This window comes from uncultured Anaerobiospirillum sp., from assembly GCF_902485895.1.
GTDB classification, from domain to species: domain Bacteria; phylum Pseudomonadota; class Gammaproteobacteria; order Enterobacterales; family Succinivibrionaceae; genus Anaerobiospirillum; species Anaerobiospirillum succiniciproducens.
This window is the reverse complement of sequence record NZ_CABTML010000028.1, coordinates 1-16,681: the sequence shown is the minus strand read 5'-3', so window position 1 is coordinate 16,681 and position 16,681 is coordinate 1. Positions and strand designations below refer to the sequence as shown.

Annotated in this window: 10 protein-coding genes; 5 read left to right on the top strand and 5 right to left on the bottom strand. The window is 42.9% G+C overall.

All coding sequences use genetic code 11. The annotated features are described in order from the left end of the window. Window positions 1-185: 185 nt before the first annotated feature. The 5 genes from RDO37_RS02580 to RDO37_RS02560 all read right to left on the bottom strand — a co-directional run bounded on the left by RDO37_RS02580 (window position 186) and on the right by RDO37_RS02560 (window position 6,797). Complete coding sequence (locus RDO37_RS02580) at window positions 186-1,403, bottom strand: hypothetical protein (RefSeq protein ID WP_308498003.1); 1,218 nt, start codon at window positions 1,401-1,403, stop codon at window positions 186-188. 150 nt (window positions 1,404-1,553) lie between these two features. Further along, complete coding sequence (pseF, locus tag RDO37_RS02575; protein ID WP_281709950.1) at window positions 1,554-2,291, bottom strand: pseudaminic acid cytidylyltransferase; 738 nt, start codon at window positions 2,289-2,291, stop codon at window positions 1,554-1,556. 197 nt (window positions 2,292-2,488) lie between these two features. Next, window positions 2,489-3,643 carry a UDP-4-amino-4,6-dideoxy-N-acetyl-beta-L-altrosamine transaminase gene (gene pseC, locus RDO37_RS02570; protein ID WP_281709949.1) on the bottom strand — a complete coding sequence of 385 codons (1,155 nt, stop codon included), beginning with the start codon at window positions 3,641-3,643 and terminating at the stop codon, window positions 2,489-2,491. A gap of 363 nt (window positions 3,644-4,006) precedes the next feature. Next, entirely contained in the window at window positions 4,007-5,035 is a 1,029-nt protein-coding gene (pseB, locus tag RDO37_RS02565) for a UDP-N-acetylglucosamine 4,6-dehydratase (inverting) (RefSeq protein ID WP_281709948.1), read from the bottom strand. A 211-nt stretch (window positions 5,036-5,246) separates the two neighbouring features. After that, window positions 5,247-6,797: a sigma-54 dependent transcriptional regulator gene (locus tag RDO37_RS02560; protein ID WP_027939671.1), complete on the bottom strand. Its 1,551-nt coding sequence runs from the start codon at window positions 6,795-6,797 to the stop codon at window positions 5,247-5,249. 1,898 nt (window positions 6,798-8,695) lie between these two features. Between RDO37_RS02560 and RDO37_RS02555 the strand changes: the two genes are divergently transcribed. The 5 genes from RDO37_RS02555 to fliS all read left to right on the top strand — a co-directional run bounded on the left by RDO37_RS02555 (window position 8,696) and on the right by fliS (window position 16,443). After that, the gene (locus tag RDO37_RS02555) at window positions 8,696-9,769 is read left to right on the top strand and encodes a glucosaminidase domain-containing protein (protein WP_308498002.1); all 1,074 of its coding nucleotides are present in this window, start codon (window positions 8,696-8,698) and stop codon (window positions 9,767-9,769) included. Between the two features lie 66 nt (window positions 9,770-9,835). Beyond that, window positions 9,836-11,908, top strand: a complete 2,073-nt coding sequence (flgK, locus tag RDO37_RS02550) for a flagellar hook-associated protein FlgK (protein WP_308498001.1) — start codon at window positions 9,836-9,838, stop codon at window positions 11,906-11,908. An 11-nt stretch (window positions 11,909-11,919) separates the two neighbouring features. Beyond that, the gene (gene flgL, locus RDO37_RS02545; protein WP_308498000.1) at window positions 11,920-13,197 is read left to right on the top strand and encodes a flagellar hook-associated protein FlgL; all 1,278 of its coding nucleotides are present in this window, start codon (window positions 11,920-11,922) and stop codon (window positions 13,195-13,197) included. Between the two features lie 1,569 nt (window positions 13,198-14,766). Beyond that, on the top strand, window positions 14,767-15,387 hold the full coding sequence (locus tag RDO37_RS02540) for a flagellar protein FlaG (protein WP_027939669.1): 621 nt from the start codon (window positions 14,767-14,769) through the stop codon (window positions 15,385-15,387). Between the two features lie 582 nt (window positions 15,388-15,969). Then, the gene (gene fliS / locus RDO37_RS02535) at window positions 15,970-16,443 is read left to right on the top strand and encodes a flagellar export chaperone FliS (protein WP_044121673.1); all 474 of its coding nucleotides are present in this window, start codon (window positions 15,970-15,972) and stop codon (window positions 16,441-16,443) included. Window positions 16,444-16,681: the final 238 nt, after the last annotated feature.

The following is a 16,681-nucleotide window of genomic DNA, read 5'->3' as shown; positions in this document are numbered from 1 at the left end:
GGCACGGCTAAAGCCATTTAAGCCATGGATGGGGGCGGCTAAAGCCGTTAACGCATGGCTAAGCACGGCTAAAGCCGATAATGCATGGCTAGGCACGCCTATAGCCATTAACTCATGGCTAAGCACAGCTACAACCCATTAGTTATGTTGGTTTGTGCTAAGACAAGTAAGTTTAGCTAGATAAGCTAAGCGTTAAGTAAGGAGAGGACTTTCTCTTCAATGCGCTTAAGTCCTTTGCCATCGTAGATCTTAAGGCAGTTGTTAGTGAACTCTTGAGAGCGGCTAGAGAGCTTCTTGAGTGCCTTAGATACGGCAGTAATATCGTTGAGCTCATCAAGGCTCAGGGTTAGGCCAATATCATTTTGTTCGACTACGACATCAGCGCCTTTTTGATTGTCGGCAATCATTACTCCAGCTGTTGGAATAGCTGAGGCAATACGTTCACGGAACATGCCGCCATATGCGCCAATAGCCGCATCGTGCTTAAAGAGTAAATCAGCAACATCAGAGCAATGGTGCAGCAGTATAAAGTGTTGTTGATATTGCTTAGGTATGCCTACGCGTACACGCTCCACTATGGTGTCATAGTCTTTATTGGCAGCACCGGCAAGCAGGGTAAAGCAGTATTGTTCGTAGAGCTTTCCTTTGATGATAGTGTCAGTAAGATGTAAACAGGCACTAACAGGATCAGCACCACCAAAGCTAATGAAGATACGCTCAAAAGGAAGCGCCTGACCATCTGAACAGCTGCAGTGTTTAGCAAGCGATGAAATCGAAGATGCATCCTTACCTAAGAGTGCACGGTAGTTAAGTTGTAACTGATGGGCTCCACAAGTACATGGGCTTTGATAGTTAAGATCGTAAAACTCTGGATAGAAACGCTCTTGGGTTAAAGAGTATTGAGAGCCAAGCAAAAGCTCACAGTCGCTATGGCACAGCTTTTGATACTCACGTTCATGAGTGATTAAAGTCTGATCTAAGAGCATATGGCATTGATGATGTCTATCATAGAGATCATCAACTACAAAGATCTTGCAGTGCTCATAAAGCAATGACTCAAGCGAGCTATCAATTGCATAATCATCAATGATCACTACCTTAGGCAAGTTGCCAATGTCACTTTTGCCAATAAGGTAGTCTGGATGAATCGTTGCTGCAGATGCGCCTGTATAAGATTCAGCTAGATAGCTAAAGATGTCTTCTTTGCACTTAAACTCCAGCACCTCGTCATAATCATTACACATAGGTAAGAGTGCTTTATCAAAAGCATAGACGTACAGACGTAGATAGGCCTTACTCTTGATCTTTGGTAAGAGGCTGCGAATACGCATGAGATGGCCAGTTCCAATTGAGGAGTTAGCACGTAAGATAACGCCAATGACGGGCAAGGTATCTCTCTCCATACAAATGGATCTCCTAAAAAATACTAATGTGCAAGAGTAGGGTGAAGTCTAAGTTTTGGCGCGATATCAGCACCTGCCAGAGCAAGAGTAATCAGTGCTACAGATAGTAATTTGCTCTAGAGCGGGCGCTGGAATGATAGGTAACGCTATTTAGTCGTAATTGAGCTTCTTAATAGCCTCAGCCAGGATCAGGGCGTATTCCCAATCCTCTGGAGTGTCGATATCAATAACGCGGTAGCGAGGCATTTCGTACAGACGGCAGACAAAGTCTTTGTAAGGATCGCGCTTAGCACGCTCAGCTTCGTCTAGGCCTTCATACAAGGTGTACTCAATAGACTTAAAATAGAACTGACCAGCGTCTTGGTAGGCCTTAGGCAAATCCTGAGAGCGCATTGGGATGCACTCAGGCATAACTGGATCAGGAGCACCAGCTTCAGTTTTGTAAAAGCCTCGTTGGAATGGGAAAGGGAACTCGCAGCATGAGAAGAGGTAGTCGACATGATCTTTATTGAAGATCTCATAGGCCTCTTTTAAATGCTTAGCTGTTAGTAAAGGTGCAGTAGCGTAGATAGTGCAAATAGCATCATAGTCTTTGCCTTGGGCTTTCATCTTGAGATAGGCATCACTAGCTACAGGACCGGTGCCAGTAAAGTCATTGGACAGTACCGCATCACGTAAGAAAGGCACAGAGGCACCATACTCACGAGCAACTGATGCTATTGCCTCATCATCAGTAGAGACAATGATGTCAGTAAAGATGCCAGACTCTTTTGCCGCCTCAATGGTATAGGCAATAAGTGGCTTACCTAAGAAATCTTTGATGTTCTTATGTGGAATACGCTTTGAACCACCACGTGCTGGAATAACTGCAAGTAATTTCTTATCCATAAGGTCAACCTTAACGACTCATGTCATACGCCTAAGCGCAGACAATTTCTAACTGTTAATTGCTCTCAATCACTATGAGAATACTGCCAGATCATAAGAACTAGTAATCAAAGTGCCTAGATCTAATAGGGCATAAATACACAAAGCCCTAGATTGGATCTAGGGCCTAACAAGTTTTTGAATGCCTAAGCTATTTTTTAGGAGCCAATCTTATCTAAAGCAGCTGCAATGATAGAGCTAATCATGCTCTGATCTACTCGATTGATCTTAGGATGGAGCGGGATGGTTAAGGTATGCTGATAGAAGTACTCGGCACCTTCAAGTAATTCGTTGTACTTGAGCTTTTGATAGTAAGGATGACGATAGATTGGCAGATAGTGAATCTGTGCGCCTACACCCTTTGAGCGGAGGGTATTGTAGATCTCATCACGGTGAGGTACTTGTACCTGATATAAGTGCCAAGAGCTCTCGTAACCCTCAGTATCAGCAACAGGTAGAGTAATGATGGACTTGTCGAGTAATTCTTCATAGTCCTTAGCTAATTGACGACGCTTAGCAAGGAAGCTGTCGATGCGAGCAAGCTGTGATACGCCAAGAGCAGCTTGCAGATCTGACATACGGTAGTTGTAGCCAAGATCAATTTGCTCATAGTACCAAGCTGGCATATTTGGTCGCTCCATGAGTGCAGTATCGTGAGTGATACCATGAGCATGGAGTAAGCGTACGCGCTCAGCAATTTTGCGATTGTCAGTTAAAACCGCGCCACCTTCTGCAGTGGTGATGATCTTAACTGGATGGAAAGAGAAGATAACTGCATCAGAGAAGATGGCCTTACCAATGATGTTGCCCTCATAGGTTGCACCAATTGCATGGGAGGCATCTTCAACTAAGTAGAAGTCATAACGCTGCTTAAGGTTTTGCAGAGCACGTAACTCACAAGGACGGCCAGAGAGGTGCACTGCAACTACAGCCTTTGGTAGTGGCTTATTGTTTTGCTCTGCATCTTTGAGCATCTGAGCTAACTTGTTTACGTCAAGATTGCCAGTGTGCTTATCTACATCGATAAAACGCACAGTAGCACCACAGTAGCGGGCGCAGTTAGCTGAAGCGGCAAAGCTGATGGCTGATACCCATACTTCATCTTCAGGACCAACGTCCATAGCCATCATGGTAACGTGCAAAGCTGCAGTAGCACTTGAGGTGGCAATAGCATAGTCTGAGTCAGTGTAGTTGCACAGACTATCTTCAAACTCGGCAACCTTTGGGCCGCAAGTTAAAAAGTCAGAGCATAAGACTCGTTCAACAGCCTTGATGTCCTCATCATTGATGCATTGGGTGCTGTAAGGGATCATAGACTCTCCTAGAAGTCAGCTTTGATACTAGTAGTACATAGCTTGTGCGCATATAAGCAATGAGACAAATGCTGATCGCTTGTACGCGCAGATAAAGGGTGGTGTGACCACAACGAAAAGTGTTCAGCACTGTTGCCACGTAATAATCTCATAGCAAAAGCAAAGTGTTTAGCACTGATGCCACGTAATAATCTCATAGCAAAAGCAAAGTGTTTAGCACTGTTGCCACGTAATAATCACATTGCATTAAGAGATTTGCTTTTAGCGCTATGGAAGATTATTAGTGCTGAAAATGCGGTCGTACAAAAGTAAAAAGGGCCCGCATCTAGGATGCTGACCCTTTATAAGAACAAGGCGTCTAAATTAGACGTGCTTGTTTAGCTCAATGAGCTCATCAACTGTCAGATAGTGAGGGTTGTTGAATGAGTTGTATTCAAAGTTGGCCTCAACAGGAGCGCCCTTCTCACCGAGCTTAGTTTCTAAATAGTCAACATCACTATCACCAAAGCGGATGGATGGTTTGATGATAAAGAAGTTATCAAACTCAACAGTGTGCTGGAAGTCATCACGAGGACACATAACCTCATGGATCTTCTCGCCTGGACGAATACCAATGATCTTCTGCTTGATATCTGGACCCATAGCAGTAGCAAGGTCAGTAATGCGAATAGATGGGATCTTTGGTACGAATACTTCACCGCCGTGCATACGTACTAAGTTAGTAAGCACGAATTGAACACCTTGCTCTAAGGTAATCCAGAAGCGGGTCATATTCTCATCGGTAATTGGTAACTCAGTAGCACCATTAGCAATGAGATTACGGAAGAAAGGAACAACAGAGCCACGTGAGCCAGCTACGTTACCGTATCTAACTACAGCAAAGCGCAGATCGCGGTTACCAACTAAGTTGTTACCAGCAACGAAGATCTTGTCGGAGCAAAGCTTGGTTGCGCCGTACAGATTGATTGGGTTAGCAGCCTTATCGGTAGATAAAGCGATAACACGCTGAACTTTAGTGTATAAAGCAGCTTCGATAATGTTCTCAGCACCACCAATGTTAGTCTTGATGCACTCCATTGGGTTGTACTCAGCGGCAGGAACTTGCTTAATAGCTGCAGCATGAATAACCACATCAACATCGCGGAAAGCTAAGTACAGACGCTCCTTATCACGAACATCACCGATGAAGAAACGCAGACGGCTTTCATCGCGGTACATCTGCTGCATTTCGAACTGCTTGAGTTCATCACGTGAGTAAACAATGACTTTCTTGACAGGATAACGATCAAGAACGGTACGGATAAACTTCTTGCCAAAAGATCCAGTACCACCAGTTACCAAGATGGTCTTGTCCTTAAGAAATTCCGTGATCTTGGATTCAATGTCTAACATCTTTCTTCCTAACAGTTCAGTTGTATACGTTTATGCAGTCGTGCAATGAGTATGTGCATTTCATGGCCGCTGCGACAATTAAAACGCAATTACGGCCGCATGATGTGCATATTAAACCTGGCATGTGCTTATTAAGCCAGGCATGTACATATTAAACCTGGCATGTGCTTATTAAGCCAGGCATGTACATATTAAACCTGGCATGTGCTTATTAAGCCTGGGCGCTGATGCCGTATTTCTTCATCTTTTCAATGAGAGTGGTTCGACGGAGGCCTAAGGTCTCTGCTGCTTTAGCCACTACGCCATTGGTTTGCTCTAAGGCTTGCTTAATCATGGAGATCTCGATGTCCATGATCATATCCTTGAGGTTGACACCATCAGAGCTTAAGCGAGGAATGAAGGCCTGAGCCATGTCTTCTTCATCACGAATAACTGGGAGATCAGGGAGCTCAGCACGCTTTTGTGCAGCTTGCTCACTATCTAAGTCACTTGCAACTAAGGACTCGTCGAAGTCCATGTCGAAATTATCATCAACGCTGTCAAATTCGTCAGTGCAAGTAAATGCCTCAAGCAGAGCCTCACGCTCAGCTACTGGATCATCCTGGATTTGATCGCCACGATACTTGGCTGGGAGATCGCTAATATCGATTACTTCATTTGGATGGAGAATCAGCAAGCGCTCAACTAAATTGGACAGCTCACGCACATTACCCTTCCACTCGTCCTGCATTAAGGTAAGCATAGCGCGTTGAGTGAAACGAATAGTGGTGTGCTGCTCCTTGCCATGACGGTTAACTAATTCTTGGATAAGAATTGGAATGTCGTCAGTACGCTCACGCAGAGGTGGTGTTTCAATTGGGAAAACGTTAAGTCGATAGAACAAGTCCTGACGGAAACGCTTCTCCTCAACCATGGTCTCTAAGTTTTGGTGAGTAGCTGCAATAACACGTACGTTGGCATTGATGATCTTGTTAGAGCCTACACGGGTAAACTTGCGTTCTTGAAGTACACGCAGCAGTTTTACCTGCATAGCAAACGGCATATCACCAATTTCGTCTAAGAAAAGGGTACCGCCCTCAGCAAGCTCGAAACGACCTTCACGAGTAGCAAATGCACCGGTAAATGCGCCCTTCTCGTGACCAAATAACTCAGACTCTAAGAGCTCGCCTGGAATCGCACCGCAGTTTACAGGTACGAAAGGCTTCTTAGAGCGGTTTGACATGTCGTGAATTGCACGAGCAACTACTTCTTTACCAGTACCTGACTCACCTAAAATCAGAACGTTGGCATCAGTAGGCGCTACTTGCTCAATGAGACGACGAACAAGACAGATAGCATCGCCACGACCAACCAGTCGCTTAATGAGAGCGCCGCGACGACCATCGGAGCGGCCTGATAGACGGCTCATGGTCTTAAATGACTGGCTATAGTGCAGCAGCTGAACTAATTCATCATAGGTAGGTTCTTCGGTAAGACGACCAATGTAGTTTGCGTCTTCCTTACCAGTTGGGACGAACTCAGCATCGCAAATGATGAAAGCAGTACGGTTGTACTTAGGTATGATGCGGCTAATAGTGGCCTTGCCATCTAAATCACCTAAGATACATGCATCCACAGACTCAGAGGATGAGTCGAGGTAAGACAGACAGTCTTCGACTTCACCTGTTTGAGTTGCTGCACCGAGGAAACTGAAGATAGTTTCTAAAGCCTGACGCTTATCTTGGTTATGCTCGATGATAAGAACGTTGCCTGAAAACTGCATATTCCCGCCTTATGTTAGGCACTAAATGAAGCGACCAAAGTAGTGGACAAATACGTCATATCACATGTGAAAAAGGATATGGAATATAAGAGCACTACTTTTAAGTCGGCTACAATCGTTAAGATCTCAAAAAAGAGGCACTAATTTGCCAGATCAAATGATGAGATCTATACACAATAGTCCAAAGCTCAATACGAGTTATCTGCCTTATTACAAAGGGCCATAAAGTCTTTTGACTCTCTTAAAGACTTTATGACTCTCAATCCAATATTCACACTTATCAAGAGATGATAAAGGTGCTAGTTGGTGTGTTCATGTATCGAGTCATGCTTAAGGACTTAAGTTAAGCATGGCTGCCTCTCCAAACGCTTGTTGACTATAAAGTAGATAAGTCGGCGTTAAAGCAATCTGCAGACTACAAATAAGATCCGTAAACCCTAGATCTTGAAGACGAACAATAAACTCTCGCACAAGAGCTCAATTGATATATCAGCACTATACATAAGAGAAAAAGTTCGCATGGAACTAAGTAGCTGCAAAAACTCGATCTCAAACGTTAGTCCTAGCTAATAAAAACTATGGAACTACTCGTTTAAGGCAGAATTTTTACAAGTGCCTATGATACGCCATTTTGAGATGAATTTGGCAGTATTTTGACGGACTGTCAAAAAATCTGTTGGCGCTAAAACACCTGAAAATAGCTCGATCATTATTAAATGATCTCCACTAAAGGTCGTGTTATTTGCATAACAAATGCGTTGAAATTCGGATCTTAACTAGATATGCCTGGTATACAAGTAATATCTAGGATGAATCAACTTCGTAACCATAATCGTTCAAAAATTTTTACCCTATGCATCATTGTGAAACGATAGATCTCTGATCAATCTCACACTTTGTTTTACATTCAATGTAAATTAGAACATGTAACTGCACCAAACCCGCCCGATCTTAGCTCTACCTAACTACTAAACCACATTCTCAAAGCGCAACTCCATGATCCTCTCTCCACAAATTTTTAACAGTTTCGCTCTACAAACGCAGCCAATTATCGACATGTCTGATCTCACGATCCGCCTGCACTGCTCTCTACATATATATAAGTAGAAATAGCCAACTCAAGATCTCACGATCCCTAAGAAGCGAGCTCTACAAATGTAAGTAGAAGGTAGCAGCTCAAGATCTCATGATCTCTCAGTAGCGAGCTCTGCATATATAAGTAGAAGGTAGCAACTCAAGATCTCATGATCTTGAAGCACCGCGATCTTAAGATCTTTAAGCTATAAGATCGCAAGATCTTTGAGGTCGTAAAACTGGCGATCGCTGATCCTATATAAAAGAAAAAGCATTGATGCTTCTACATAAGATCAGAAGGATGTCGCATATAAATAAGGTTATATAGCGATCGTCAAAAAGCATACACCAAGATCGCACTATGGGTTATGCGATTACTGAGATCGTAAGATCTCACAATCGCGGATCATGACTTGAAAGAGAGATACATAAATGTGGATCGCAGAATTTGTGGCGATCTTAAGTGGCAAAATCTTGAGATCGCACCGTACGGCTATTGTGGGCTGCGATCCTTGGCGATGATCTCTGATCCTTTGTCAAATGATCTTTAGCATCAAATCATGGGTGAAATAGGGGTGTAAAAAGGCTGTCATGCCTAGCTCATAAATGCGATATTTATGCGGTTTAAAAGCGTCAAAAAGCCTATGGCATATAGGTTGCACAAACACTAAAAAATGTCCTAAATCGTGTCTCGCAAATGGCTTATTTATAAGCTTTTATAAAGATTTGACACAAGGGTTTTGTGCATGGGTTTGAAAAAACAGCACAAAAACCTTTAGGACTTCAAGATTTTTATGTTAGTGAAGTAATAGACGGTAGACGTTATGGATGCTGGTTTACAAAAAGCTAAGGCTGATTTAGGCCTGCTCGCAGATACACGTGGCTTAAACAAGCTGCGCTCTTTGGGCAACGGTACTAATAAACAAAAGGCCGAAGCCCTGTACATGGCTGCCCAACAGTTTGAATCACTCTTGATGCAATACTGGGTTGATGGCATGCGTTCTACCAATGAGGAAATCAACCCTGATTCTCCTCTGCGTAGTAAGTACTCTGGATTCTTCGATGACATGCTTGCTCAGCAGCAAGTTGGTGCCATGGTTCAGGGTAACGCATCTGGCGGCGCATCAATTAACAAATCTTCTATTACTTATCTCATCACTAAGCAGTTTGCTAGAACTCTGGGTGATGAGGGTAAAGCCCTCATGGCAGAACTTGAAGGTCGTCCATATGAACCTACTAAGGTTACTAGGATGCCAGGCGACATGATGCCAATTAATGGCCCTGATGCCAAGTTCTACAACTACTCAGAGGACTCATTGCGTCCTATTGTCAAACGTCCATCAGAAATGTTTGCCGCCGCTAAAGGCAAATCTGCTGAGCAGGCAACAGTTAACAACCTCAATCAGGTTTATGCATCACTTACTGATCAAAGTGAAATGCGTAACTTCAACTCTCCAGAGGATTTTGTGGAGAAGATGATGCCTTATGCAGTTAAGGCAGTTGAGGGAATTGGCATGAACCCATTAGTTTTAGTAGCTCAAGCAGCACTTGAGACTGGATGGGGCAAACATGTGCCGTCTGGCAATAATTACTACGGCATTAAGGCTGGCCGCTCATGGACAGGAATGACTCAGGATCTTGATTCTGACGAGTTTGAAAACGGCGCAATGGTTAAGCGTAACTCCCGATTTAGAGCCTATCCTTCGGTGCTTGAGAGCATGAAGGACTATGTTGCCTTAATCACTGGCAATGATCGTTACTCAAAAGCTGCCGGCAAGAGTTTCGATCCTGACAAATATTTTGATGAGATTCAGGCGGCTGGATACGCTACGGATCCGCATTATTCCGCCAAACTCAAAAATATTTCACGCCAAATCGCATTTATGGCATACAAATAGCATTAAGGTTTATCAAGAGAATTTAATCTCGGCTTGAACAGGGCCGCAGTTGAAGGAATTAGGTCTATGCTCGATTTGTTACAGACTGGTAAGTATGGTGTACTTACCCAACAGAAGCTTTTAAACACCACCTCTAACAACATCAATAACGTCAATACTCAGGGCTATACTCGTCAAGAGACCCATGTCTATACAAGCACTATTGATTGGGGTGTAGGCAGCACTGTAACACGCCGTATGTACGACAAGTACGTACAGCGCGAGATGTTCCGTGATCAAGGCAATGTAGGTTTCTATGATGCTTTTGCTACTGGCTTAAGCACAGTTGATAGCATGCTGTCCAACAAGGACACATCTATTAACAGCAAGCTCGACTCCCTGTTCGCCTCAATGGAAGCTGCAGTACAGAATACTGGCTCCGTTGCAAATCGTCGTGAGCTTCTTGCAGAGTTCCAGACTCTCGTAGACCGTTACAACACCCTCAACTACAATATCCGCAATCAGATCACTGACATCAACAATAAGGTTGATGATACTGCTGCTGAGATTAATAACCTCGTTAAGGGTTTATACGAAGTTAACAAGCAGGTTGCAAAGTTAGGCTCAGCAGGTCTGCAGTCTGATATCGGCATGCAGTTAGTCGATGAGCGTGACCGTTTAGTTGACGCAATTTCTAACTTAGTAGACGTTCAGGTTACTACTGAGGATGACGGTTCATTCAGCCTTTATTTAGGTAATGGCCAGTTACTCGTTAACCACGATACTTACGGTACTTTACAGGTCAACCAGCACCCTGCTGATCCTACTCGTAAAGAGGTAGGTTTATACTTCAATACTCCTTCTAAGACAAAGATTGAAGTAAGCCATGCTCAGTGGGGCGGCAAGTTAGGTGGCTATTTAGCAGCATCTGATCAGATGCGTCAGTCCATGCGTGAGCTTGGTCAGAATGCCTTAGCTTTTGCTGATGCAATGAACGAGCAGAACCGTGGTGGTCTAACCATGAGCGGTGTTGCAGGTGCTGACTTAATTACCATCCCTAAAGTTCCTGCTTGGTCAAGCAATGATGCTTTTGCAATGACTGTGTCATTTGATCGTGGTGCAGGCGATAAGATTCATGCAGCTGATTACCGTGTAACTTGGGATAACACCACAAATCCACCTAACCCTCAGTTATGGATGACGGATGCATCTGGAGTAGAGACTCAGGTTCAACTCGATGCAGGCGATATCACTGCAGATGCTCAAGGCAATATGGTTATTAAGCCAAAGGGGCATGGTGTAACTTTCAGCTTTAACCGCTCTCGTAATGACATAGCTGCTGCTGATGTTGAGTTCCGTGTTCAGCCTACTTTCGATGCTGCATTCCAAATCAAGTGCAACATAACTAAGCCTGAAGACTTTGCTTTTGCATCTGCTATTCGTACCAATGTAGTTCCTCATAAGGGCAATGCGACACCAACATTAAATGGTGTTTTCCAGATGGGTACTGGTCCTAATGTGCAGGGCGAAGAGGCTATGGGCCTGTACATTGATGTCGCTGGTAAGCCTGTAATGAAGAATGATGCGCCAGCATCAGTTATTTATGAGGCACAGCCAAACGGTACAGGTTTATACGTAATTTATTCAAAGGGCGGCCAAAAGATTGGTACCGCACCTGCTTCGTGTAATGGCCAAAACATCTTTAGTCACGCAACATGGTTAAATGGTAACCAGCAAGTTACAAAACCTGATGGTTATCCTGGTTATGAGGTAAGTTTTACAGGTACTGTTGAAAACGGTTCAAAATTTGAAATCCAAATCAACACTAATGCACAAAACGATAACTCAAACGGTAACCTATTAGCAGGCTTAAAGAAAGAAGAGCTTGTATATAGCTCAGACAAGGTAAAGGTTTCATTTACCGAAGACTACGCCGATATGACTTCTGCAGTAGGTTCTGCAGTGATGTCAGCTTCCACTGACCTGAAGGCTTCTCAGGCTAAGTGCGAGCAAAGCCAGAATTTATACTACTCAGTGGCTGGTGTTAACCTCGATGAAGAGGCTGCCAACCTGATTCGTTTCCAGCAATCATATAGTGCTTGTGCACGCATTATTAGCGCTTCACAAACCATTTTTGATGCTCTGATTAATGCTGTTTAAGGAGAATTGAGATGCGTGTTTCAACTACTATGCAGTATAGGAACCATCTAGGCTACTTACAGGGACACAACTCCCGCTTAGATCAGGCTTCCCAAGTTTACAACACCGGTAAGAAGTTCCAGACCGCAGGTCAAGATCCAGGCGGTATGTCTGCCCACATGAAGTATGAGGCAGATATTGCTTCATACCTTCAGTACACTCAGAACTCAAAGATTGTTGCTGATAATTTCGCCCAGGAAGAAACTGCATTAGGTCAGATCTATGATGCTTTAAGTTCTGTTCAGACTCGTCTTGTTCAGGCAATTAACGGCACATTAGATGATGGTTCACGTGCAGCTTTAGCTGAGGATATTAAGCAGGTTCGTGATCAGTTATTTAATCTGATGAACACCAAGAATGCAGAAGGTGAGTTCATTTTCTCAGGTGCACGTAGCCAGGTTCCTACCTTCTCAAAGACAGCTTCAGGTCATTATGTTTGTAATGCTGATGGTTCAAATAAGTATGTGAATGTATCACCTACTTTAACTATTCAAGCCAATGATAGCGGTCTCAATATCTTTGAGAATACAAATCTTGCTAACACTTTTGACTTTACTGCAGCAGCAGGTGGTCAGCCAGTGCAATATATTGGCAGTGTTAAAGACTATGATGAATTTAACACTTTCTTTAAGGATCACTTCCACTTTGGTGTAAATGGTGCTCCAGCTCCTGCTCCAACAAATCAGTTTAAGATTGAAGTGCTGGCAGACAATAAGTTCCAGTTAAAAACTGCCAATGGCACAGATATTGGACCTCAAGGCGAAATTAAAGACGGCAAGATCGTTGTTGCTGGAATGCAGTTTGAGCTTCCTGATGGAGCTATGCCTCAAGCTGGCCATGAGATTACTATTACTCTTAAAGAGCCAGAGCAAGATAACATTCTTAATCAGTTAACTCAGATTTCTGAAGCGCTGCAGTTACCTTCAGATGAGTATGGTCCTAATGCTATTGTAAATAGCAGCTATGATCTGACTCGTCAGGTTGCTCGTATGCAGGAAAACGTCAACATTGCTAAGAAGCAGGTTGATACTTTCCGTGGTATGGTTGGTGCTCGTGGTGCTAACATCGATGCCATCATTAAGTCCAACGAGTCTATCCATGACATCAAGAAGGAAGCTGATGCTAACGTAGTTGAAGCTGATGCTTTCACTGCAGTATCTGATCTCTTGCAGGCACAGGCTGCGCTGCAAGTAGCACAGCAGTCATACCAGGTTGTTCACTCAGCAACCCTGTTTGACTTCATGAGATAAGAACTAAAAGTTTCTATCTAAACAGAGGCGAGCCATAGTGCTCGCCTTTGTCGTTTTAGGCGATCAAACTTGTTTAAAACGACCTAGCGTCCTATCTGAATCTTCTGTGATCTTCTGAATAGCAGATCTGATTTATTCGGTGATGTGATCCTGTGATCTTTGGGAATAGTGATCTGCTTTAGTCAGTACTGAGAACCAGTGATCTTTGGGGCTGGTGATCTGTTTTATTCGGTGATGCGAGCCTGTGATCTTTTTGACGCTATGATCCTTGTGGAGTGAGGGCTGCGTGGTGTGGTCGTGTGTTGCTGTGTAAATGTTGCTGTGTTTATTATTGAGATAAATCAGAAACGAAAGGTGTAATGTTTCATAAGATTTGATGAACATGTCAAAATGTTTTGATAATGATAAGTAGATCAACTTTTTGGCATGATATTGTTGAATGATTGGGCAGATGATGTGCGCTTCTCATAAATCAGATAATTATGAGAAAGCGTTGGGGGTATATTGGCTTAAGTGTCGGGAAAATGCTTGCACTAGTTGGATTCTTTCTTGCAATTAAAGAAGTGCTATTGCAGTGCATAACAAACAAATCTGTGTTGTATCGAGCAAAAGTGTAAGGTCGATCATGTATAATCGCTCAACAATTTTTACGGCGATTTGCTGGAAAGCTAAGTAAGTTTTCAAGATCATCACTGTACATATGCCAACTTTTGTAAGTCCTTGGTTTGATATTGACCAAATATCTATGACTAAAGAACTTAGTGGCTATTACTTAGATACAGCGCTGACGTGATCTTTGTGGCTCATAGAAACAAGCAAGGTATATTTCTTACTAAGAGAGCTTGAAGTATCGATGCCATGAAACATAACCGACATAAGGTTTATACACGCCGTACTCATGTTATGCAGATCACAATGATGCATAAACAATCAAGTTAATACGTGATGGTTTTCAATAAATAGCATTGTAAACCGATATAGAATTATGAAAGGGTATTACTCTTTATAAACGACTTGTTTATCTTGTTAGAACAAGGTGAGTAACATTCTTTCTATTGCGTTAAACGTAGACACCTACTGTAGTTATTTATGCTACATGCCTATATGAAGATACTGCTTAATTCTTGGCAGCGGTCTACATATAGCTTATACGCATACACTAGTTACTGCCGCTAATTTTTAAAACGGCAAGACTTGTTTCTCTTATGTTTGAAACTTCAATTATGGTGTTCTCACATAAGACCTTTAAGGTGAATCACTGTAGGTTCAATGACATATCGTCATCATGTATTTACACGGTTAAAAGCCGACTCTTAGATGTTTTCAATTCCTAAGTCCGAAAGCATCTAGAGTAACGATCAGTAGATTAAATCTGAGCAGATACAGAAGTGGAGAGTAGTTGCTTTAGCAACTAGCAGCCTTTGTTGCACTGATCCCTTAACTGATATCTCTTATCGATACTATGATCGCTTTCGGCCTGTTTAAGGTTTGCTAAGCAGAGATTCATGCAGTTTCACTAACTAAGGAACTTCATGCTGCATGAACGGTATTAGGATAGAGGACTCAAAAATGGATTTTTCAAGTGTAGTAAAAACTGACCTTAGTGTCAGGAACACCCTGGATGCCAAACGTAAAAGCCTTCCATCAGCTCCTGAGGCATCTAAAGTACATGACAGCAAAGATGCTCCTGTAAATGAAGCTAAGAAGGTTGATGTTTCTTCAGCTCTCTCAGCTCTCAACAAGACTAATGCTTGGAAGCAAGAATCTGTATCCGATAAGGCTGCAGAGCGTAGCACTCTGCGTGCTAATGAAAGTGAGCAGCAATCTCGTATCCGTCAAATGCGCGAAGAGGCCGCTCTTGAAGACAGAGAAGAGCAGATTGAAGAGGCAAGAGACAAGGCTAAAGAAGTCATTGACTCACTGAACATGAAGCAGGTAGCACTGCGCTTTGATACTGCTGAAGATTATGACAATGCACGCGTAATTAACGTAGTTGATGCTAAGTCCAATGAAGTCATTCGTCAGATCCCATCAGAGGAGTTCTTACGCGTCTCAGCAGCTATTGCAAAGTATGAACAGCGTATTGCGCACGACGAAATGACCCAAGATCCTTCTCTCAAGGCCTATGGTGTTGACAGCAAGAACGTAAATGAGTCCCTACGTGGTGCTGTATTAGAGACTACTGCCTAAAGAGTATAGATCTACAAAGTCTAACTACCGTTTGTGTAATAACTACATTAGGTGTAAAGAGGCCTTGGTATCAACCTGGGCCTTTTTTGTTTTTTGGCCATATTGCTTATAAAGGTTGTAGCTAGTACGTTAGTATGAGTAAGAGGTTGTATTGTCGATAACGAGCAAAGATAAGATCACAAGTGAATTTGTCGTGATCTAACCTCAATTTAAGCAGTTTGGCAAAGCTGTTGCTAGAAGATAGCAAGATTTTGTATCAATAAAGAGCTTGGCCGTAGCATTAAAAGTCGCTAACTTTCCCGTATAATAAGGCGCGAACGAGTGTGACTAAGCAATCATTTTGGCTCAAGTTCGTAGTCTTTGCATAGCCTACACTAGATGTGTATGTTAAAATCATTCAGTTGAGTGATACCGCAATTGCCGCAGTAACATAGGCGTGGCAGATAGGTATACGAAGATAGAAGATCTCGTATCAGTTGCGGTTTTGAATGCACTGACTGTGTTTATAACTGTTTCTCTCGCAGATAGGTGTGCCGTCATGTGCATCAAAGATTTTGCGGACGAATAATATAGGAGAATGAAATGTACGGACGTAACCTTAAAGCTTACAATCGTACAAAGCTTGAAGCTGAGCTCCTCGTAGCCTCCCCTCACCGCGTTACTCAGATGCTGTTTGAGGGTCTTATCGAGCGTTTAAATCAGGCTAAGGGCCATATTGAGACCCGTGATCCTGCAAAGAAAGCAGAGTTCATCGGCAAGGCTATGGGTATTCTCAATGGTCTTCAAGGTGCTGTAGATCCAAGCTATGATCCTGAGCTCGGTAACCGCATTATTGGTTTATATGATTACATGAAAGATCGTCTCAACGATGCCAACATCAACGATGATATTGGTGCTATTGATGAGATCATCCGTCTGATCACTCCAATCAAAGAGGCTTGGGATAACATTCCTGACGACATCAAGGAAGAGCAGAACAAGGCTATTACCGAGAAGTTTGAAAGCATCGACGAGCAGCAGCGTGAGCGTAACCGTAAGGGCTATGCATACGACTAAGCCATTCGTTAATGGACTTCATGAAAAAAGGGAAGACTTCGGTCTTCCTTTTTTGTTTGTGGGGCAGCAATTGATGTTATCTGTGGCTACAGAAATTAATGGTATCTGTAGCTGCAGTAATTGTACATGGCACTCATAGATTAACTAAGGATCTTTTATAGTCATAATAATCATTTATAGATTATCAAATTATTGAACGGCATAAAGGCATAAATAAGCTTTTATGCCGTTTTTTATT